This window comes from Paraburkholderia sp. Ac-20340 (assembly GCF_017104965.1).
Taxonomy (GTDB): domain Bacteria; phylum Pseudomonadota; class Gammaproteobacteria; order Burkholderiales; family Burkholderiaceae; genus Paraburkholderia.
The window spans coordinates 50,359-68,981 of the sequence record NZ_JAAGPR010000040.1 but is presented as its reverse complement, the minus strand read 5'-3'; the positions used below and the strand labels follow the sequence as shown (position 1 = coordinate 68,981).

General features: G+C 65.7%; 16 protein-coding genes. 12 read left to right on the top strand and 4 right to left on the bottom strand.

The window, feature by feature from the left end; all coding sequences use genetic code 11:
- On the top strand, positions 1-1,904 hold a 1,904-nt coding region (locus G3N59_RS32380; RefSeq protein WP_205986923.1), incomplete at its 5' end, for a GNAT family N-acetyltransferase.
- A 40-nt stretch (positions 1,905-1,944) separates the two neighbouring features.
- Here G3N59_RS32380 and G3N59_RS32375 read toward each other — a convergent pair.
- Positions 1,945-2,490, bottom strand: a complete 546-nt coding sequence (locus G3N59_RS32375) for a hypothetical protein (RefSeq protein WP_205986922.1) — start codon at positions 2,488-2,490, stop codon at positions 1,945-1,947.
- Between the two features lie 160 nt (positions 2,491-2,650).
- Between G3N59_RS32375 and G3N59_RS32370 the strand changes: the two genes are divergently transcribed.
- Positions 2,651-4,669, top strand: coding sequence for a glycosyltransferase family 41 protein (locus G3N59_RS32370; RefSeq protein WP_205986921.1), 2,019 nt, complete (start codon positions 2,651-2,653; stop codon positions 4,667-4,669).
- Positions 4,670-4,676: 7 nt separating this feature from the next.
- Here the strand turns inward: G3N59_RS32370 and G3N59_RS32365 are convergent, their stop codons facing one another.
- Positions 4,677-5,516: an IclR family transcriptional regulator gene (locus G3N59_RS32365; protein WP_205986920.1), complete on the bottom strand. Its 840-nt coding sequence runs from the start codon at positions 5,514-5,516 to the stop codon at positions 4,677-4,679.
- Positions 5,517-5,798: 282 nt separating this feature from the next.
- Between G3N59_RS32365 and G3N59_RS32360 the strand changes: the two genes are divergently transcribed.
- The 9 genes from G3N59_RS32360 to G3N59_RS32320 all read left to right on the top strand — a co-directional run bounded on the left by G3N59_RS32360 (position 5,799) and on the right by G3N59_RS32320 (position 14,929).
- Positions 5,799-6,866: a sugar ABC transporter substrate-binding protein gene (locus G3N59_RS32360; protein ID WP_205986919.1), complete on the top strand. Its 1,068-nt coding sequence runs from the start codon at positions 5,799-5,801 to the stop codon at positions 6,864-6,866.
- A gap of 41 nt (positions 6,867-6,907) precedes the next feature.
- Entirely contained in the window at positions 6,908-8,437 is a 1,530-nt protein-coding gene (locus G3N59_RS32355; RefSeq protein WP_205986934.1) for a sugar ABC transporter ATP-binding protein, read from the top strand.
- A complete protein-coding gene (locus G3N59_RS32350; protein WP_205986918.1) occupies positions 8,427-9,467 on the top strand; it encodes an ABC transporter permease in 1,041 nt (346 codons plus the stop codon). Before G3N59_RS32355 ends, G3N59_RS32350 begins: the two co-directional genes overlap by 11 nt.
- Positions 9,468-9,510: 43 nt before the next feature.
- The gene (locus G3N59_RS32345) at positions 9,511-9,828 is read left to right on the top strand and encodes a UxaA family hydrolase (protein ID WP_205986933.1); all 318 of its coding nucleotides are present in this window, start codon (positions 9,511-9,513) and stop codon (positions 9,826-9,828) included.
- A gap of 99 nt (positions 9,829-9,927) precedes the next feature.
- A complete protein-coding gene (locus tag G3N59_RS32340; RefSeq protein ID WP_205986932.1) occupies positions 9,928-11,193 on the top strand; it encodes a UxaA family hydrolase in 1,266 nt (421 codons plus the stop codon).
- Positions 11,194-11,208: 15 nt separating this feature from the next.
- On the top strand, positions 11,209-12,246 hold the full coding sequence (locus G3N59_RS32335) for an aldo/keto reductase (RefSeq protein WP_205986917.1): 1,038 nt from the start codon (positions 11,209-11,211) through the stop codon (positions 12,244-12,246).
- Entirely contained in the window at positions 12,243-13,109 is an 867-nt protein-coding gene (locus G3N59_RS32330) for an amidohydrolase family protein (RefSeq protein ID WP_205986916.1), read from the top strand. The genes G3N59_RS32335 and G3N59_RS32330 overlap by 4 nt, the downstream gene beginning before the upstream one ends.
- Positions 13,110-13,263: 154 nt before the next feature.
- Entirely contained in the window at positions 13,264-14,016 is a 753-nt protein-coding gene (locus G3N59_RS32325) for an SDR family oxidoreductase (RefSeq protein WP_205986915.1), read from the top strand.
- A gap of 64 nt (positions 14,017-14,080) precedes the next feature.
- On the top strand, positions 14,081-14,929 hold the full coding sequence (locus G3N59_RS32320) for an ureidoglycolate lyase (protein ID WP_205986914.1): 849 nt from the start codon (positions 14,081-14,083) through the stop codon (positions 14,927-14,929).
- 108 nt (positions 14,930-15,037) lie between these two features.
- Here G3N59_RS32320 and G3N59_RS32315 read toward each other — a convergent pair whose 3' ends face one another.
- Positions 15,038-15,478 (bottom strand): PaaI family thioesterase, encoded by a 441-nt coding sequence (locus G3N59_RS32315; protein ID WP_205986913.1) that lies wholly within the window; start codon positions 15,476-15,478, stop codon positions 15,038-15,040.
- A gap of 316 nt (positions 15,479-15,794) precedes the next feature.
- Between G3N59_RS32315 and G3N59_RS32310 the strand changes: the two genes are divergently transcribed.
- On the top strand, positions 15,795-17,420 hold the full coding sequence (locus G3N59_RS32310; protein WP_205986912.1) for a methyl-accepting chemotaxis protein: 1,626 nt from the start codon (positions 15,795-15,797) through the stop codon (positions 17,418-17,420).
- A 79-nt stretch (positions 17,421-17,499) separates the two neighbouring features.
- Here G3N59_RS32310 and G3N59_RS32305 read toward each other — a convergent pair whose 3' ends face one another.
- Positions 17,500-18,582 carry an AGE family epimerase/isomerase gene (locus tag G3N59_RS32305; protein ID WP_205986911.1) on the bottom strand — a complete coding sequence of 361 codons (1,083 nt, stop codon included), beginning with the start codon at positions 18,580-18,582 and terminating at the stop codon, positions 17,500-17,502.
- Between the last annotated feature and the right edge of the window lie 41 nt (positions 18,583-18,623).

Here is an 18,623-nt window from a genome sequence, read left to right as displayed (position 1 = left end):
CGGTCGCGCGCAAGGGCGGCGTGGCGTGGGTCTCGCAGTCCAACGCGCTGACCAACGCGGTGCTGCGCTGGGCCGATGCGCGCGGCCTGGGCTTCTCGCACGCGGTCGCGCTGGGCGACGAGGCCGATATCGACGTCGGCGATGTGCTCGACTATCTGGCCAGCGATCCGTCCACGCGCGCGATCCTGCTCGAAGTCGACAGCATCCGCGCGGCGCGCAAATTCATGTCGGCGGCGCGCGCGGCGGCCCGCAACAAGCCGGTGCTGGCGCTGCGCAGCGGCCGCGACGAGCCGGGCGACGCGCTCTACACGGCGGCGTTCCGGCGCGCGGGCCTGGTGCGCGTCGACACCCTCGACGATCTGCTCGACGAAATCGAAACGCTGGGCGTGGGCCGCGTGGCCGCGAGCGACTCGGCCACGCTCATCACGAGCGATCGCGGCGTGGCCACGCTCGCACGCGACGCCTTCAACAAGGCCAGCGACACGCTCGCGCAATGGAGCGACGAAACCCGCGCGGCCGTGGAGGCGGCGCTGCCGCACGCGCAGGCGGGCAATCCGCTGGTGCTCGGCGATACGGCGAAGCCCGAGCATTTCGGCCTGGCGCTGCAGACGCTCGCCTCGCAGCGTTCGAGCGGCACGGCCTTCGTCGTGCATGCGCCCACTCACAGCGCGCCGGTGAACGAGGTGGCGCGCGTCCTGATCGAGAACCAGCGCTTTGCGTATCGCGGCATGCTGGCGTGCTTTTTCGGCGGCGTGGACGATGCCACGCGCGACGCGTTGCACGCGCACGGTATTCCGGTCCACACGACGCCGCGACGGCTCGCGCGCGCCTTTGCGCGTCTGGTCGATTACCGGCTGGGCCGCCAGTTGCTGATGCAGACGCCCGAAAGCTCGCCCGCGCAGGGCGCGGCGGCCATCGAAACGGCGCAGGGCATCGCGCGCGCGGCGCTGGCGGCGGGGCGCGACACGCTGGAAGGCGACGAGGCGGCGCAGCTTTTTGCCGCGTTCGGGCTGGAAACGACGCACGAGGAATCGCCGGACACCATCGTCGATGTGAGCGTCGAGTTTCGCGACGACGACAACTTCGGCCCGGTGTTCCGCTTCGCCGCGCCTTCGCCGGATGGCTATTCGCCGCCGCTGCGCGTCTACAGCCTGCCGCCGCTCAATCCGGTGCTGTCGCGCGACATCATCACGCAGTCGCCCTACGCGCGGCGCGTTGCGCCCGAGCCGGCGCTGCGCGCGCTCACCGAACTGTCACAGACGGTGTGCGAAGTGCGAGAGATTGTCGGATTGCATCTGACATTGCGTGTGCGCCCCCACGGCGTCGCGCTCGCTGCGCCGCGCATCAAGCTGGCCGACAAGCGTAGCCGCTTCGCGATCATGCCGTATCCGCGCCGGCTCGAAGAGACCATCGACTGGCACGGCGAGCGCCTGACGATCCGGCCGATCCGGCCCGAGGACGAAGAAATGCACCGCGCCTTCGTCGAATCGATGACGCCGGACGATCTGCGTTTGCGGTTTTTCTCGGCGGTGCGCAGCTTCGATCACTCGCAGCTCGCGCGCATGACGCAGATCGATTACGACCGGGAGATGGCGCTGATCGCCAGTGTGGTGGGCGAGGACGGCCAGCCGCATACGCTCGGCGTGGCGCGCGCGGTGTCCGACCCGGACAACGAAACGGCCGAATTCGCCGTGGCGATTTTGTCGACGCTCAAGGGGCGCGGCCTGGGCCGCCTGCTGATGGAGCGCATCATCGCCTACGCGCGCTCGCGCGGCACGCACTGGCTGCTGGGCGAGGCGCTGCGCGAGAATGCGCCGATGATCGGCCTCGCGCGGGCGATGGGCTTTACGGTGACGCCGACGGATGATCCGGGCGTGGTGGGTTTCAGGATGCCGCTCGATTAACTCTCGCTTGCCTGTCGACCGGGCGGCATCGAACGCAGCGTCAAGCCGCGAGCTTCGCCAGTGCTTCGTCAACCTGCGCGCGCGTGACCGACAGTTCGTCGAGCCAGGCCTGCGCGTACTGTGCGCCGGTTTCCTTCTCCAGACGCGCGATGGTCGCGGCGCAGCGCGCGGCGTCCTTCGGCGTGGCGATGAAGGCCTTCACCGACTGGCCGCCCTGGAACGCCTCGAACAGCGGCATGCGGATGTCGTCCGGCAGCGCGCGCGTGGTCCACTGATGCGTCTTGCCGTTGAACGTCAGCGACGGCGGCAGCACGCGCTCCTTGCGCGTGGCCGGGATCAGGCCGAAATTGCGCGCGGCTTCGGCGATCTGCTCGGCCGAAAACAGCTCATCCGGCGTGATTTCGAATTCGGCGATGGCGGTTTCGACGGTCTTCATCGCGTCGGCGCGATCGTCGCGCTTCTTCTGCGCACGCGCGACGATATCGCGCAGCTCGTCGGCTTCCTCAGCCGAAATCGTGAAGCTCGCCTGCTTTTGCTGAAGGTCGGAAAAACGCTGGAATTCTTGATCGGAGAGAAGTTTCGCCATGACGTATGCGTGCGCGCCCGACGTGAGACGCGCGCCGGACGGAATTTGAGAGGGCCGCCATTCTAACCGGTTTGCGCGGCGCGCTTCCAATTGCGCGACGCCGCGCCAAACCAGGAACGCTCTGATGTTCGCGCCCCATCGGGCTTCCTATGATCGGGGCATGAAAATTTCCAGCCCGACCCTTTCTTCCCGTTCCGCCGATCTGCTCAAGCGTGGCCTCGATCGCCTGAACGCCGAACAATACACGCTTGCCGAAGCGCTCTTTCGCGAGATCGTCGCGCAGGACCCGCAGCATGCCGAAGCCTGGCATCGGCTGGGTGTGACGCTCGCGCGGCAGCAGCGCTTCGCGCCGGGCGAAGCGGCGATCCGTCAGGCGCTGGCGCTGCAGGATAGCGGCGAGCGTCAGCGCGATCTGGGCTGGACGCTCATCTGGCAAGGGCGCGACAACGAAGCGATCGCGGCGTATTACTCGGCGATCAATCAGGGCATGCGCGAGGCACGGCTCTTCAATAACCTCGGCAATCTGCTCAAGAAGGGCAATAACCTCAAATATGCCGAAATCGCGTATCGCGCGGCCATCGACGTCGATCCGGCTTACGCGCTTGCGCACAGCAATCTCGCCATGCTGCTGCAGGATGCGGGGCAATTCGACGCTGCCGAGGCAAGCCTGAAGCAGGCGCTCGAACTCGATCCGAAGGCGGCGCATCTCTGGCAGCGCTACGGTGGATTGCTCGAGCAGCAGAACCGCCTCGATGAAGCCGATGCGGCGTATTGCCGGGGCGAGCGCTGGGAATCGGCGCAATATGTGCGGCGACGCGTGGCGTACTGGCAGGATCTCGATCGCATCGACCGCCTGACGCTGGAGATGGTGGCTTCGGGCGCGGCGGAACAACTCACGCCCTGGGGCCTGCTCGGCATTCCGGCGCTCACGCCGGGCCTGCATCGCGAAGCCGGGCGACGCTTCGCCGAAACGCGCTGGCGTGGCGAACTGGCGGCCGCGCCGCTGGTGGCGCGCGGCGCGGGGCTGGCCGAGGCGTTGTCTGCATTGGCGATGGGCGGGCGTTTGCGCATCGGCTATCTTTCCGCCGATTTTCATGCGCACGCGACGATGCATTTGCTGGCGGGCGTGCTCGAATCGCACGATGCGGCGCGCTTCGATATTCATCTGTATTCCTATGGAAATGCCACGCGCGATACAGCGTGGCAAGCGCGTTTTGATGCGCTGCCCGCGACGTTCCACGACATCGGCGGTCTGACCGATGCGCAGGCCGCTGCGCAGATCGCCGATCATGGCATTCATCTGCTCGTCGATCTCAAGGGTTATACGACGCAAACGCGTCTGGGTATCACGGCGCTGCGGCCCGCGCCGGTGATCGTCAGCTGGCTGGGTTATCCCGGTTCGCTGGGCGCGCCAAGGCTGGCGGATTACCTGATCGGCGATACGGTGGTGACGCCGCCTGACAGCGCTCAGCATTACAGCGAAACGCTCGCGCTGATGCCGCACTGCTACCAGCCGACCGATCACCGGCGCCAGTGCGGCCCGCGGCCCACGCGCGCAGCGGCTGGCCTGCCCGAGCGCGGCTTGGTGTTCTGCAGCTTCAATCAGACGTTCAAGCTCAATGCGCAGATGGCGTCGGTGTGGGCGCGTCTCTTGAGCGCGGTGCCTGGCAGCGTGCTCTGGCTGCTCGATCCGGGCAGCGAGCGCGCGCGTGCCAATCTGCATGCGTTTTTCGTGAGCGAGGGCGTGGCGCGCGAGCGGGTGATTTTCGCGCCGCGACTCGCGCAGGAGGCGCATCTCGCGCGCCTGCAACTCGCCGATCTCGCACTCGATACCTTGCCGACCGGTTCGCACACCACCGGCAGCGACGCGTTGTGGGCGGGTGTGCCGATGGTGTCGGCAAGCGGCGCGCTGTTCGCGGGGCGCGTGGGCGCGAGCCTGCTGGATGCAGTGGGGCTAGGCGAACTGGTGGCGCGCGACCTCAATGGGTATTTCCAGATCGCGCTCGGACTGGCGAGCGATCCGGCCTGGCTCGCGCAGATTCGCGAGCGGCTTGGGCGGGCGAAGAGCGAGGCGCCGTTGTTCGATACGGTGCGGTTTACGCGCGATCTGGAGCGGTTGATGGTGGCGATTGTGCGCCGCGAGGTGGACGGGGGCGAGGGGGCGGTGGTGGCGCAGTAACGCGCGTTCACGCTTCCCCCTCCCGAAACATCGACAACGCCTCCACCGTCTCCCCCAGCATGCGCGTCGCGTCTTCCAGCGATGGCGCGACATAGTCGTCGATACGCTTGAGAAACGGGCAGGTGAGCGCCGCAATCGCCTGCCCGGACGGTCCCAGCACCGGAAACGTCACGTCCGTCACGCCGAAAATCTGCTGGCTGTCCGTGCGCGACAACCCTGCGGCCCGAATACGCTCGCACGCGCTTTCCAGCGCCGCATGATCGATGGCGACTTCGCCCTTGACCTTCGTATGTTCCGCGAGCATATGCGTGCGCTGCTCCGGCGTCTGATACGCGAGAATCGTGCGCCCCGAACTCGTATCGACGAGACCCACGCGCGAGCCCAGCCGCACCGCGATGCCCCACGTTCCTGGCCCGTCCACCTGGGCGATCACGAGCAGATTGCCGCGGTCGTACACGGCGAGGTGGCAGGACTGCTCGGCATCGTTGGCGAAGCGCTGCATGAGCGGTAGCGCCTCGGCGATCAGACGCTCCATCGGCGGATGGCGGTGCGCGAGCGCAAAGAGCTTGAGGCTCAGCGCGTAACGGTCGCCGGCTTCGGAGCGCATCACGTATTGACGCGCCACCAGCCGCTCCAGCATCCGGTAGATCTCGCTCGCGTTGCGCCCGAGCGCCTTGGTGATTTCCGCGCGCGTGAGGCCGCCGCGCTGTTCCGCGAGCAGTTCCAGGATATCGAGCCCCTTGTCGAGCGCGGGCGCGCGGTAGCGGTCGTCGCCGTCACTGCCGTCCTTTTCTTCCGGTTCCAGCGCCGGCGCTTCGTCTTTCGGCTTGCGTGCGTTCGTTTTCATGGGTGCGTGCGTGTTTTCTGGATTGACGCGGAGTTGGGCACGCGCGCCGCCCAGGGAAATCACGGACGGTTGCTGCAGTGCACATTCCTTGACCTTGTGTCGTGCGTATATGAATAATAGATTCACTGGTGAACATACACCAGCATCGTCTGACAAGGAAAGAGCAGTCGCAGCGCCGCAGGCGTGCCTTGCTTGCGAATTTGCCTGATCACGCGGGCGCGGCGCACACGGAAGGTTCCATAACGAAAGAACCGACGTAATCAGCGTCGACAGGAGACAGTCATGGCGTTCGCATCCGGGCACCCGTTGGCCCGCCGCTCCATTTCATCCCGCCAGACGCGCGCGTTCGCGAAGACGCTTTGCGCCGTCGCGGCCTGCGTTGCGGCGCTCGCTTCGCCGGGTGCTTCCCAGGCGGCCGATCTGGGCAAGGTCGGCCTGGGTCTGCCGTTGCTGACTTCGCCGTTCTGGCAGTCGTACAACAACTACCTGAGCGTGTACGCGAAGCAGATGGGCATCGACATTCTCGCGCCCGTGAATTCGAACAACGATCCCGCGCAGCAGATCACGGACATGAACAACATGATCAATCTGGGCGCGAAGGGCATCGTGGTGGGGCCGATCGATTCGGCCGCCATCAGCCGCGCGCTCGATAATGCCGCGCAGAAAAACGTGAAGGTCGTGGCCGTGGATGTGGCGCCCACGCAAGGCAATGTGGCGATGGTCGTGCGTGCCGATAACCGCGCGTATGGCGAGAAAGCCTGCCAGTACATCGGCGAGCATGTGAAGTCGGGCAAGGTCGTGCAGATCATGGGCGATCTGGCTTCGGTGAACGGGCGTGATCGCTCCGAAGCGTTTCGCGCCTGCCTGAAGCGTTATCCGAATCTGTCGCTGCTGGAGATTCCGGCGGGCTGGAAGGGCGATGTGGCGGCCAGCGCGCTCGATAGTTTGCTGACCGCGAACCCCGATCTGAAAGCGATCTACATGCAGGCGGGCGGCGTGTATCTTTCGCCCACGCTGCAAACCCTGCGCCGCAAGCAGCTGATGTTTCCCGCCGGCGACCCCAGACATATCGTGATCGTCTCGAACGACGGCATTCCACAGGAATACGAAGCAATCCGCAAGGGTGAGATCGACGCGACGGTTTCCCAGCCCGCCGATCTCTACGCGAAATACGGCCTCTATTACATCAAGGCCGCGCTGGAAGGCAAAACCTTCAAGCCGGGCAAGACCGATCACGACAGCAACATCATCCAGTTGCAGCCCGGCGTGCTCGAAGATCAATTGCCGGCGCCGCTCGTGACGAAGCAGAACGTCGACGATAAAAACCTCTGGGGTAATACGATCAAATGAGCGATCGAAGCCTGGACCGGCACGATGCCGCGTCGCTCGCGATGTCGCGCGAGCGCGCGGCGATGGCGTTGCCGCCCGTGGTGGAAGCGAGCGGCGTGACCAAACGCTTCGGCTCCACGGCGGCGCTCGCGAACGTGAGCCTGCGCGTGATGGCGGGCGAGTCGCACGCGCTCGTGGGGCGCAACGGCGCGGGCAAATCGACGCTCGTGTCGATTCTCACGGGCCTGCGCAAACCCGACGAAGGCGCGGTGCGTTTCAACGGCGAAGCCGCGCCGCCCGTGGCCGATCGCGATGCGTGGCGCGAACGCGTCGCCTGCGTCTATCAGCATTCGACGATCATTCGCGATCTCACCGTCGCCGAGAATCTGTTCATCAATCGTCAGCCGGTCAAACGCGGTGTGATCGACTGGACGAGCATGCGTCGCGATGCGCGCGCGCTGCTCGATCACTGGCGTATCGACGTGCGCGAGGATGCGCGTGCGGGCGATCTCACGGTGGAGGCGCGCCAGCTCGTGGAAATTGCGCGCGCGCTGTCGTATGGCGCGCGTTTCATCATCCTCGACGAACCCACCGCGCAACTCGACGGCGAAGAGATCAAGCGCCTCTTTCGCCGCATCGAAGAACTGCAGCGCGAAGGCGTGACGTTTCTCTTTATCTCGCACCATCTGCAGGAGGTGTACGAGATCTGCCAGGCCGTGACGGTGTTGCGCGATGCGCGCCATATCGTCAGCGCGCCGGTGGCGGAATTGCCGCGCGAACGCCTGATCGAAGCGATGACGGGCGAGCGCGGCGGTCTTAACGTGGCCGATGCAGCGGCGCGTCCCGCGTTGCCCGCCGATGCGCGGATCGCGCTGGAGGTGCGCGGCATCAGCGGCGCGGATTACAGCGGTGTGTCCTTGCAGGTGCGTCGCGGCGAGGTCGTTGGCCTGACAGGCGCGACCAGCAGCGGGCGCACGAGCGTGGGCGAGGCCGTTGCCGGTCTCACGGCGCAGCAGGCGGGCGAGGTTCGCGTGAACGGCGCGTCGCTCAAACCCGGCGACGTGCCCGATGCGCTCGCACATGGCGTGGGCTGCGTGCCGAAGGATCGCCATCACGAAGGACTCGTGCTGACGCAATCCGTGGCCGAGAACGCCTCGATGACGATTGCCGGTTTGCTCGGCCGCCTGGGCTTTGCGCCGCCCGCGAAAAAGCAGTTGGTGGGGCGGCGCATGATCGAATCGCTGGGGATCGTCGCGCAAGGACCGGACCATGTGGTGTCGGGTTTATCGGGCGGCAATCAGCAGAAGGTGGTGATGGCGCGTGCGTTGGCGAGCAATCCCGAAGTGCTGGTGCTGATCGATCCCACGGCGGGCGTGGACGTCAAATCGAAAGAAGCGCTGCTCTCGGTCGTCGACCGCGTGCGCGACGAAGGCAAGGCCGTGCTCGTAGTGTCGAGCGAACTCGACGATCTGCGTACCTGCGACCGTGTGCTCGTGATGTTTCGCGGCAACGTGGTGGCGGAATTCGCGGCGGGCTGGCAGGACCATGAACTGATTGCATCGGTTGAGGGAGTCGATCTCCATGAAGCCTAGTATTTCCACGCCGGCCTTCGCGGCCACTGCGGATACCGCGCTCGCGACGGGCCGCCGCGCGAGGCCGCGCATCGAATTCGCGCGCTTGCGCGATCTGGCCTTGCTGCCCGTGCTTTTGCTGCTGATCGTGATCGGCGGCTTTGTCAGCCCGAGTTTTCTGACGAAGGCGAATCTGATCAGCGTGCTGGGCGCGTCGGCGGCGCTGGCGCTGGTCGTGCTGGCGGAATCGCTGATCGTGCTGACCGGCAAGTTCGATCTTTCGCTCGAATCGACGGTAGGCATCGCGCCCGCCATAGGCGCGATGCTGGTGATGCCGGCGGCGTCGGCGGGTTTCGGCACGCAATGGCCAGCATTGGCAGGATTGCTAATGATTGTGGCGGTGGGTGCGTTGATCGGCTTCGTCAACGGTTTTCTCGTTGTGCGGCTGCGCCTGAACGCGTTTATCGTCACGCTGGCGATGCTGATCGTGCTGCGCGGCATGCTCGTGGGCGCGACCAAGGGCGGCACGCTGTTCGATATGCCGCCGTCGTTCTTCGCGCTGGCGACGACCATCGTGCTGGGCCTGCCGCTGTCGGTGTGGCTCGCGGCGGCGGCGTTCGCGTTTGCCGCGTTCATGCTGCGCTATCACCGCATCGGCCGCGCGCTCTACGCGATCGGCGGCAATCCGGATGCCGCGCGCGCAGCAGGCATTCGCGTTGAGCGCATCACGTGGGGCGTGTTCGTGCTCGGCAGCATTCTGGCTGCGCTGGGCGGGCTGATCGTGACGGGTTATGTGGGTGCGATCAACGCGAATCAGGGCAACGGCATGATCTTCACGGTGTTCGCGGCGGCGGTGATCGGCGGGATTTCGCTCGATGGCGGCAAGGGCACGATGTTCGGCGCGCTGCTGGGCGTCCTGCTGCTCGGCGTGGTGCAGAACCTGCTCACGCTCGCCCAGGTGCCGTCGTTCTGGGTACAGGCGATTTACGGCGCGATCATCCTCGGCTCGCTGATGGTGGCGCGGCTCGCGGGCGGCGAAGCCCAGAACTGAAGCGAGGAGTCCCGTCTTGAACGATCGCTCCAGCACAGCCAACATCAAGCACACCGATGCGCGCCTCATCCTGCTCTCGCCCGACGACAACTGCCTGATCGCGGCGGCGCGTCTGCCCGCAGGCGAAACGCTGGAAATCGAGGGCGAAAACGTCACGCTTGTGCAGACCATCGAGTTAGGCCACAAGCTCGCGCGGCGTGCGCTCGCGAAGGATGAAAAGGTGCTGCGTTATGGTGCGCGCATTGGCCATGTGACGATGGATGTCGCGTGCGGCGAGCATCTGCATACGCATAACCTCGAAAGCGATTATCTGCCGACTTACACGCACGACGCCGGCCACGAATTCATTTCGCACGGCTAGTGCGCAAGCAGGAATGACGTCATGAGCGAACCCCGATTCAATCCCCCTGAAACGCCGACGCCGACGCCGACGCCGACGCCGACGCCGACGCCGACGCCGATGCTCGAAGGCTGGCCGCGCAGCGATGGCCGCAAGGGCATACGCAACGTGGTAGCGGTGGCTTATCTGGTCGAGTGCGCGCATCACGTGGCGCGCGAGATCGTCGCGCAGTTTCGCGAGCCTTTCGATGCATTCGACGATGCATCGGCGGTACGCGAAGCGCCCGTGCATCTGATCGGCTTTCCGGGCTGTTATCCGAACGCCTACGCGGAGAAGATGATGACGCGCCTCACCACGCATCCGAACGTGGGCGCGGTGCTGTTCGTTTCGCTCGGCTGCGAAAGCATGAACAAGCACTATCTGGTGGAGCAGGTGCGCGCGAGCGGCCGTCCGGTGGAAGTGCTGACGATCCAGGAAAAGGGCGGTACGCGCAGCACGATCCAATACGGCATGGACTGGGTGCGCGAAGCGCGTGCGCAACTCGCGCAGCAAAAGAAAGTGCCTATGCGGCTGGACGAACTGGTGGTCGGCACGATCTGCGGCGGCTCGGACGGCACGAGCGGCATCACGGCCAATCCCGCTGTGGGACGCGCGTTCGATCGCCTGATCGAGGCGGGCGCGGCTTGCCTGTTCGAGGAAACCGGCGAACTGGTGGGCTGCGAATACCACATGAAAAGCCGTGCGGCGCGGCCCGAACTGGGCGATGAAATCGTCGCGTGCGTGGCGAAAGCCGCGCGTTATTACTCGATTCTCGGCCATGGTTCGTTCGCGGTGGGCAATGCCGATGGCGGTCTCACCACGCAGGAAGAAAAATCGCTGGGTGCGTATGCGAAAAGCGGTGCATCGCCGATTGTGGGCATCGTGAAACCGGGTGACGTGCCGCCCACGGGCGGACTTTATCTGCTCGATGTCGTGCCGGACGGAGAGCCTCGTTTCGGATTCCCAAATATTAGCGATAACGCGGAAATTGCCGAATTGATCGCCTGCGGCTCGCACGTGATTCTCTTCACGACGGGCCGCGGCTCGGTCGTAGGCTCGGCGCTCGCACCGGTGATCAAGGTCTGCGCGAATCCGCTCACGTACCGCAATCTGGCGGGCGATATGGATGTCGATGCGGGGCGTATTCTCGAAGGCCGCGCGACGCTCGAAGACGTGGGCCGCGAGGTGTTCGACGTCACGCTCGAGGTGGCGCGCGGCGCGCGTTCGAAGTCGGAAACGCTCGGGCATCAGGAATTCATCCTCACCTACAAGAGTTTCGAGCCGGTGGGTCCCGCGTGTCTGCCAGCGGCGGCGCGCGTGACGGTGCCGGTTGTCGCTTCGCATTGACTGGAGACCGCCCGCATGGCGCAGCAGATTAATCAACGCCGCCGTATCGGGCGCACAGCGCTGGAGGTCAGCGCGTTGAGTCTGGGCACGGCGCCGCTGGGCGGCCTGTACCGCGATCTCGGCGACGCAGAAGCGCAAGCCACCGTCGATGCCGCATGGAACGCGGGCGTGCGTTTCTTCGACACCGCGCCGCACTACGGCCACACGAAGGCGGAGCATCGGCTGGGCGCGGCGCTGCGGCGTTATCCGCGTGATGAATACGTGCTCTCGACCAAAGTGGGCCGCCGTTTCGTGCCGCGCACGCACGCCTACGACGGCAGCGAAGGCTGGCAAAACCCGCTGCCATTCGAGGCAATCTACGACTACACGCGCGACGGCATTCTGCGCGCTTACGAAGACAGCCAGCAGCGCATGGGCCTGGTCGATATCGACATTCTGCTGGTGCACGACATCGGCAGACTGACGCATGGCGAGCGCAACGCGCATTACTGGCGGCAATTGAGCGAAGGCGGAGGCTTTCGCGCGCTCGACGAATTGCGCGCGGCCGGTGCGATCAAGGCGATTGGCTTCGGTGTGAACGAGCGCGAAGTCATACTCGAAGCGATGCGCGAATTCGATATCGATTGCGCGCTGCTGGCGGGCCGCTACACGCTGCTCGAACAGGCGCCGCTCGACGATCTGCTGCCAGCGTGTACCGAGCGTGGCGTGAGCATCCTGCTGGGTGGCGCATTCAATTCGGGCATTCTTGCGCGCGGTCTCGCAGGCGATCGCAAGTTCAATTACGGCGATGCGCCGCCGGACGTGGTGGCGCGCGTGGCGCAACTCGATGCGATCTGCCGGCGCTTTAACGTGCCGCTCGCGGCGGCGGCGCTGCAATTTCCGTATGCGCATGCGGCCGTGGCGACGGTGCTCACGGGCGCGCGTAGCGCGACGGAAATGCGCGAGAACGCGGCTTCGTTCGAAACCGCGTTGCCGCGCGAATTCTGGCTCGCGGTGCGTGACGAAGGGCTGATCGATGCACGTGCTCCGCTGCCGGTTCTTGCCGCACGATGAACGCCTCCACCGCATTCGAGGAGATCGACGCCCATCAACATTACTGGGACCCCGCGCGCGGCGATTACGGCTGGCTCACGCCTGAACTCGGCGTGCTGTATCGGCGCTTCCTGCCGCCCGATCTCGCGCCGCTGCGCGCGCAATGCGGCGTGAAGCGCACGGTGCTCGTGCAGGCCGCGCCCACCCTGGAAGAAACGCGCTATCTGCTGGATCTCGCACGCGATGACGATTCGATCGCAGGCGTGGTGGGCTGGGTGCCGCTCGACGATCCACACGCAGCCGAGTTGATCGCCGAACTCGCAGGCGAACCGAAACTGCGCGCCGTGCGCCCCATGCTGCAAGACCTGCCCGACGACAACTGGATCGCGACCGCCGATATCGCCCGCGGCATCGAAGCGCTGATCGCCCACGATCTCGCTTTCGACGCGCTGATCTTCGCGCGCCACGCGCCCGCGCTCGAAACATTGCTCACACGATATCCCGCGTTGCGCGTGGTGATCGATCACGGCGCAAAGCCGCCGATCCGCGACGGCAGCGCGCAAGCGTTCGAAGCGTGGGCTCAAGCCGTCGCGCGACTCGCGCGCTTCGGACAGGTGCGCTGCAAGGTTTCGGGACTCGTCACCGAAGCCGCGCCGGGCTGGCGCGACGACACCTTGCGTCCGTTTATCGCGCATCTGCTGGCGAGCTTCGGCGCGCATCGGCTGATGTGGGGCAGCGACTGGCCCGTGCTCAATCTCAACGGCGATTACGCAAGCTGGCACGCGAGCGCGCAACGTCTCTTCGTGCCACTCGCCGCGCACGAGCGGGCGGCGATCTTCGGCGGCAACGCGGCGGCGTTTTATCGGTTGAATGACGTGGAATGAAGTCGAAAGACGTCGAAAAAATCAGTGCGCGTTAATCCAGCCGGTTAGACAACAGCGCCGAAAGGCCCGCGCGGCGTGGCGGCTCGCCATAATGCCTGTCATCGGGCTTCATCGGCGAACACGGCATTCAACACCGTATCAACTGGAGCGGCAGATGGAACAAAGGGGACAAAGACTGGCCGGCAAGACGGCCTTGATCACGGCTGCGGGGCAAGGCATCGGTTATGCCGCCGCGGAGTTGTTCGCGCGTGAGGGCGCGCGCGTGATCGCCACCGACGTGCGCATCGACGCGCTCGGCAAACTGCCCGTCGAAGCGCGTACGCTCGATGTGCGCGACAGCGCTTCGATCAACGCGTTCGCGCGCGAACTGGGCGCCATCGACGTGCTGTTCAACTGCGCGGGTTTCGTCCATGCGGGCTCGATCCTCGAAGCGAGCGAAGAGGACTGGGACTTCGCGTTCGACCTCAACGCCAAGGCCATGTACCGCACCATCCGCGCCTTTTTGCCGGCGATGCTGGAGGCGGGCGGCGGCTCGATCATCAATATGTCGTCGGCGGCGTCGAGCGTGAAGGGCGTGCCCAACCGCTTCGTCTACGGCGCGTCCAAGGCGGCTGTGATAGGGTTGACCAAGGCCGTGGCCGCCGATTTCATCACGCGCGGCATCCGCTGCAATGCGATCTGTCCCGGCACCGTGGCCTCGCCTTCGCTGGAGGAGCGCATCGCCGCGCAGGCATCGGCGCAAGGCACGACGGTGGACGCGGCGCGCGCCGCCTTCGTCGCGCGCCAGCCGATGGGGCGCGTGGGCAAGCCGGAGGAAATCGCGGCGCTGGCGCTCTATCTGGCCTCGGACGAATCGGCATTCACGACGGGCCAGGCGCATGTGATCGATGGCGGCTGGTCGAACTGATCCGCGATCGGTTTCACTGCCGCATCCATAAAGACACTGTAGAGAGACACAAGGAAGATAGACGATGAAACTGCTTCGCTATGGCCCGAAAGGCCACGAAAAGCCGGGCCTCGTGGATGCCGAAGGCCGCATCCGCGCGCTCTCGGGCGCCGTCGCCGATATCGCCGGCGATGTGCTGTCCGATGCGGGCCTCGCGCAATTGCGCACGATCGATCCGCAAACGCTGCCGCTCGTCGAAGGCAATCCGCGCCTGGGCCCGTGCGTGGGCCATATCGGCAAGATGGTGTGTATCGGTCTGAACTATGCCGATCACGCCGCCGAATCGAATATGCCGATTCCCGCCGAGCCGGTCGTCTTCAACAAGTGGACCAGCGCGATCGTCGGCCCGGACGACGACATCGAAATCCCGCGCGGCTCGACGAAGACCGATTGGGAAGTGGAACTGGGCGTGGTGATCGGCAAGTTCACGAAGAACGTCAGCGAAGCGCAGGCGCTCGAACACGTAGCGGGTTATTGCGTCATCAACGACGTGTCCGAGCGCGCATGGCAGATCGAGCGCGGCGGTCAGTGGGACAAGGGCAAGGGTTTCGATACCTTCGGCCCGACCGGCCCGTGGCTCGTGACGCGCGACGAAGTGCCCGATCCGCAGAACCTTTCGCTGTGGCTCGAAGTGGACGGCCATCGCTACCAGAACGGCAACACGCGCACGATGATCTTCACGGTCGCGAAGATCGTGTCGTATCTGTCGCAGTGCATGAGCCTGCAACCGGGCGACGTGATTTCCACCGGCACGCCGCCGGGCGTGGGCATGGGCGTGAAGCCCGCGCCGGTGTACCTGAAGGCGGGGCAGACCGTGCGCCTGGGCATCGAAGGGCTGGGCGTGCAGACGCAGAAAACGCGTGCGGCGGAGTAAGCGCGGCGCCTGATACGGGCAGCAGCGATACTCGGAAGCGAAGCGCAAAAGCGGACGGCCGCGGGTTTCAGACCCGCGGCCGTTTTCCTTGTGACCGGCGATGCAGCCTCAAACCGGCATATGCACCGTCTCGCCGTTCGCGTCGCCCATCCGGCTGACCGTGCCCTGCGCGAGCGCCACCAGCCGCTCGCCGCCGTCTTCCATCACGAACACGCTGCACTGGCAGGTGGCCTGCTGGCGCCCCGCGTGAACCACGCGCGCCCGCGCCATCAGCGTGCCGGAGAGCGCCGGCCTCAGATAGTTGATCTTGTATTCGCCGGTGACGACGCGCGGCCCGAGCGCCAGCGCGCCCGCGAAGGTCAGTGCGTTGTCGGCGAGATAGGAAATCACGCCGCCGTGCACGAAGCCGTGCTGCTGCTTGAGTTCGTCGCGCACGGGAAGGCGCAGCGTCAGCTCGTCGGGGCCGACGTGCATCAGCTCGGTGCCAAGCAGCATGCTGAACGGCTGCGCCATCAGCGCGCCGCGCGCGCGGTCCACCAGATCGGTCATGGTCGGCTTCCTCGGGCGATGCCCGCATGAATTCCCTAACCACTCTAGGAAGCGTCTTGCGGCGGCGCAAGGTGAATCGACGAACGCCTTTACGCGGATTGTTGCGACAAATGGCTTGAATCAATCGGCAATCCGCTCCGGCATTTCAAATCGGCCTTTCAAATCGATTCCGAAACGATCTGTCGCTGTTTTGACGCGGAAATTTCATGTTTTAAGCCTCAATTCAACGTTTGCGCCTGCCGTAAACCCCAGTGCAGGCGCACGCGATCACATGCGGGCGCTCACCCCACACTCACTGCCATCCCAGGTGTTCAAGATGTTCAGCAAGATCAAGGTCGCATCCGGCCTTCTATGCGTTCTAGTCGCATTCTGTGTGCTCCAGCTCGTGACCGAGGGGCTGGGTTTCTGGTCGCTCACCCGCACGCACGACGACGTCAAGGATCTTTCCAAGGTCGCGCTGCGTCAGGCGAGCGCCGCCAATGAAATCACCCAGCATCTGATGGACGCGCGCATCAACCTGTCGCGGGCGGGCACCCGTCTGATTCGCGGCGGCGGTGCGGCGCCGACCGACATCATCAGCCACGCGCAGGACGAACTCGGCGCGGCCGATCAGGCGTTCGCGACGCTCAACGCCGTCGAGGCGATGAACGACGAAGACCGCACGCGCATCGCCGCGCTCGGCCAGCGTTATCAGGTCTATCACAAGGCGCTCGCCGAACTCGTCGACGACCTCAACGCCAACAACATTCAGGCCTTCCTCGATCAACCGACGCAGTCGTATCAGGACGCTTACCTGAACGAGCTGCACGAGTTCGCGCGCTTTAGCGCGGCGGCCAGCCGGGCTTCGCTCGAATCGATCGATACGCGCCTTGCGGTGTTCCAGACCGTCGGCATCGTGATCCTGATCGGCCTCGTCGCGCTCGCGACCAGCGTGCACTTCGGGCTGCGCAACGGCGTGGTCGCACCGCTCGAAGAAGCGGGCCGCCACTTCGATCGCATCGCTCGCGGGCATCTGAACGAGACCGTCACGGCGCGCGGCGATAACGAAATCGGCCGGCTGTTCCGCGGCATCGCGATGATGCAGGCGAGCCTCGCGCGCACGGTGCATACGGTGCGCGAGACGGCGGGCGGCATCAACGTGGGCGCCGACGAAATCGCTACCGGCAACGCCGATCTGTCGGCGCGCACGGAATCGCAGGCAGCCTCGCTCGAAGAAACGGCGGCCAGCATGGAAGAGCTGACCGGCACGGTGCGCAACACCGCCGAAAACGCCCGCGAAGCCAACGCGCTGGCCGAAGCGGCACTCGATGCCACCTCGCGCGGCGGCGCCGTGGTGGGCGAAGTGGTCGAGCGTATGCACGCGATCGCGCAAAGCTCGGACAAGATCGCCGAGATCATCGGCGTAATCGACGGTATCGCGTTCCAGACCAACATCCTTGCGCTCAACGCGGCCGTCGAAGCGGCGCGCGCGGGCGAACAGGGCCGCGGCTTCGCGGTGGTGGCGGGCGAAGTGCGTGGGCTCGCGCAGCGCAGCGCGCAGTCGGCGAAGGAAATCAAGACGCTGATCAGCGAGTCGGTGTCGCAGATTCGCGGCGGCTCGGAACTGGTCGAGCGCGCGGGCGAGTCGATGCGCGAAGTGTCGACTTCGATTTCGCGCGCCACGCAGATGATGGCGGGTATCAGCGCGTCGTCGCTCGAACAGAGCGCGGGTATCGATCAGGTCAACACGGCCGTTTCGCAGATGGACCAGATGACGCAGCAGAACGCGGCGCTGGTCGAGGAAGCGGCGGCGGCGGCGGCTTCGCTGCATCAGCAGACGCGTCAGCTTGCGGAAGCGGTGGCGGCGTTCGAGATCTCGCCGGCGGTGCTGGCGGAAGGCCGCAATCTGGCGGCGCTGAGCGCGGCGCGCACGGAGCCGGACGGAGCGTTTGCCGCAGCCTGAGTTTGCTGCAGCGAAGTCGGTTTCAGCATGAAGAAAGGGCAGCCACGGGCTGCCCTTTCTCGTTTAATTTCGCGCGGCGTTAGAGCGCGCTGTACGCCGTCAGCAAATGATACGGCGTAGTCGAAGGCATATCGGCGCGAGCGATTTCGCCGTTTGCGCTGCGGCATTCCACCCAGCCTTGCGGCGTGATGAAGCGCCCGGCGAACTTGCCGATCTGATCGTTCAACGTTGCGCGCACAACGGTATCGTCGTGCGTTGCAATCGCACGCAGGTACTCCGTCTGCGCCCAGATGCGCTGCGTGGCGTCCGTCACGCGGCCTGCTTCATCGACAGCCGCAGCCACGGCGCCCGAGACCGGGTCCACGCCGTGCTTCACTGCAAACGTGAACGCGCGCGCAAGCGCTTCCTGCAGCCCGGAGGCACCCAGCCGGGCATGGCCCGCCTGCGTCGCCAGCCAGAACCATTCGAACTGATGGCCGGGCTCCAGGCGGTTGCCCGCCGCGCCGATCGGCAATTCGGCGATACAGCCCGTGGGCGTATGCAGAAAGCCGCGCGCGAGCGCTTCGCACAGACGCGTGATGGCGGTGTCGAACGCGGCGTCGCCGGTGGCTTCGCGGGCCACGAGCCAGGCCTCGGTCAGATGCATCAGCGGATTTTGCAGCGGGCCGCCGATGGCGCTTGCGAACGAGACGTCGAGCGCGGCATGTAGCAAGCCGTCGTGGGCCTTGAAGCGGTCGAGGATCAGCGCCGACGTCTCGCGCGCCACATCGAGCGCCTCGCTCACGCCAAAGCGCTGCCCATACGCCGAGCAGGCGAACACGACGAACGCGTGCGTATAGAGATCCTTGGTGGTATCGAGCGGCGCGCCTTGCGGATCGACGCTATAGAACCAACCGCCGTGCGTGCGGTCCGCAAAGAGACGGCACAGCGATTCGAACAGCGTATGCGCGTGCGCCGCGTCGCCGTTCTGCGAGAACACGAAAAGCTGGCGCGCGCAGGCCATCGCGCGATAGCGCGTGTCGGGCAAGGGCGCGGTGCCGGTGGCGTCGAGCGCTTCGTGCGGCAGACGCAGGGCGGTATTGAAACCCGGGCCGCGCCACAGCGGCAGGACGGTGCGGTCGAAATGATCGCGCAGGCTGGCTGCGCCGGTAAATGCGTTCATGAAGGACGTGCCGCACGGCTGACGGCGGCAACAGGCTGAAT

What these genes read in the sequence shown, in the direction of transcription:
- G3N59_RS32360 (WP_205986919.1), top strand. Translation starts at nt 5,799, where the DNA reads ATGGCGTTCGCATCCGGGCACCCGTTGGCCCGCCGCTCCATTTCATCC.
- G3N59_RS32315 (WP_205986913.1), bottom strand. Translation starts at nt 15,478, where the DNA reads ATGACCGATCTGGTGGACCGCGCGCGCGGCGCGCTGATGGCGCAGCCG.
- G3N59_RS32320 (WP_205986914.1), top strand. Translation starts at nt 14,081, where the DNA reads ATGAAACTGCTTCGCTATGGCCCGAAAGGCCACGAAAAGCCGGGCCTC.
- G3N59_RS32355 (WP_205986934.1), top strand. Translation starts at nt 6,908, where the DNA reads ATGTCGCGCGAGCGCGCGGCGATGGCGTTGCCGCCCGTGGTGGAAGCG.
- G3N59_RS32365 (WP_205986920.1), bottom strand. Translation starts at nt 5,516, where the DNA reads ATGAAAACGAACGCACGCAAGCCGAAAGACGAAGCGCCGGCGCTGGAA.
- G3N59_RS32330 (WP_205986916.1), top strand. Translation starts at nt 12,243, where the DNA reads ATGAACGCCTCCACCGCATTCGAGGAGATCGACGCCCATCAACATTAC.
- G3N59_RS32335 (WP_205986917.1), top strand. Translation starts at nt 11,209, where the DNA reads ATGGCGCAGCAGATTAATCAACGCCGCCGTATCGGGCGCACAGCGCTG.
- G3N59_RS32340 (WP_205986932.1), top strand. Translation starts at nt 9,928, where the DNA reads ATGCTCGAAGGCTGGCCGCGCAGCGATGGCCGCAAGGGCATACGCAAC.
- G3N59_RS32375 (WP_205986922.1), bottom strand. Translation starts at nt 2,490, where the DNA reads ATGGCGAAACTTCTCTCCGATCAAGAATTCCAGCGTTTTTCCGACCTT.
- G3N59_RS32325 (WP_205986915.1), top strand. Translation starts at nt 13,264, where the DNA reads ATGGAACAAAGGGGACAAAGACTGGCCGGCAAGACGGCCTTGATCACG.
- G3N59_RS32370 (WP_205986921.1), top strand. Translation starts at nt 2,651, where the DNA reads ATGAAAATTTCCAGCCCGACCCTTTCTTCCCGTTCCGCCGATCTGCTC.
- G3N59_RS32350 (WP_205986918.1), top strand. Translation starts at nt 8,427, where the DNA reads ATGAAGCCTAGTATTTCCACGCCGGCCTTCGCGGCCACTGCGGATACC.
- G3N59_RS32305 (WP_205986911.1), bottom strand. Translation starts at nt 18,582, where the DNA reads ATGAACGCATTTACCGGCGCAGCCAGCCTGCGCGATCATTTCGACCGC.
- G3N59_RS32310 (WP_205986912.1), top strand. Translation starts at nt 15,795, where the DNA reads ATGTTCAGCAAGATCAAGGTCGCATCCGGCCTTCTATGCGTTCTAGTC.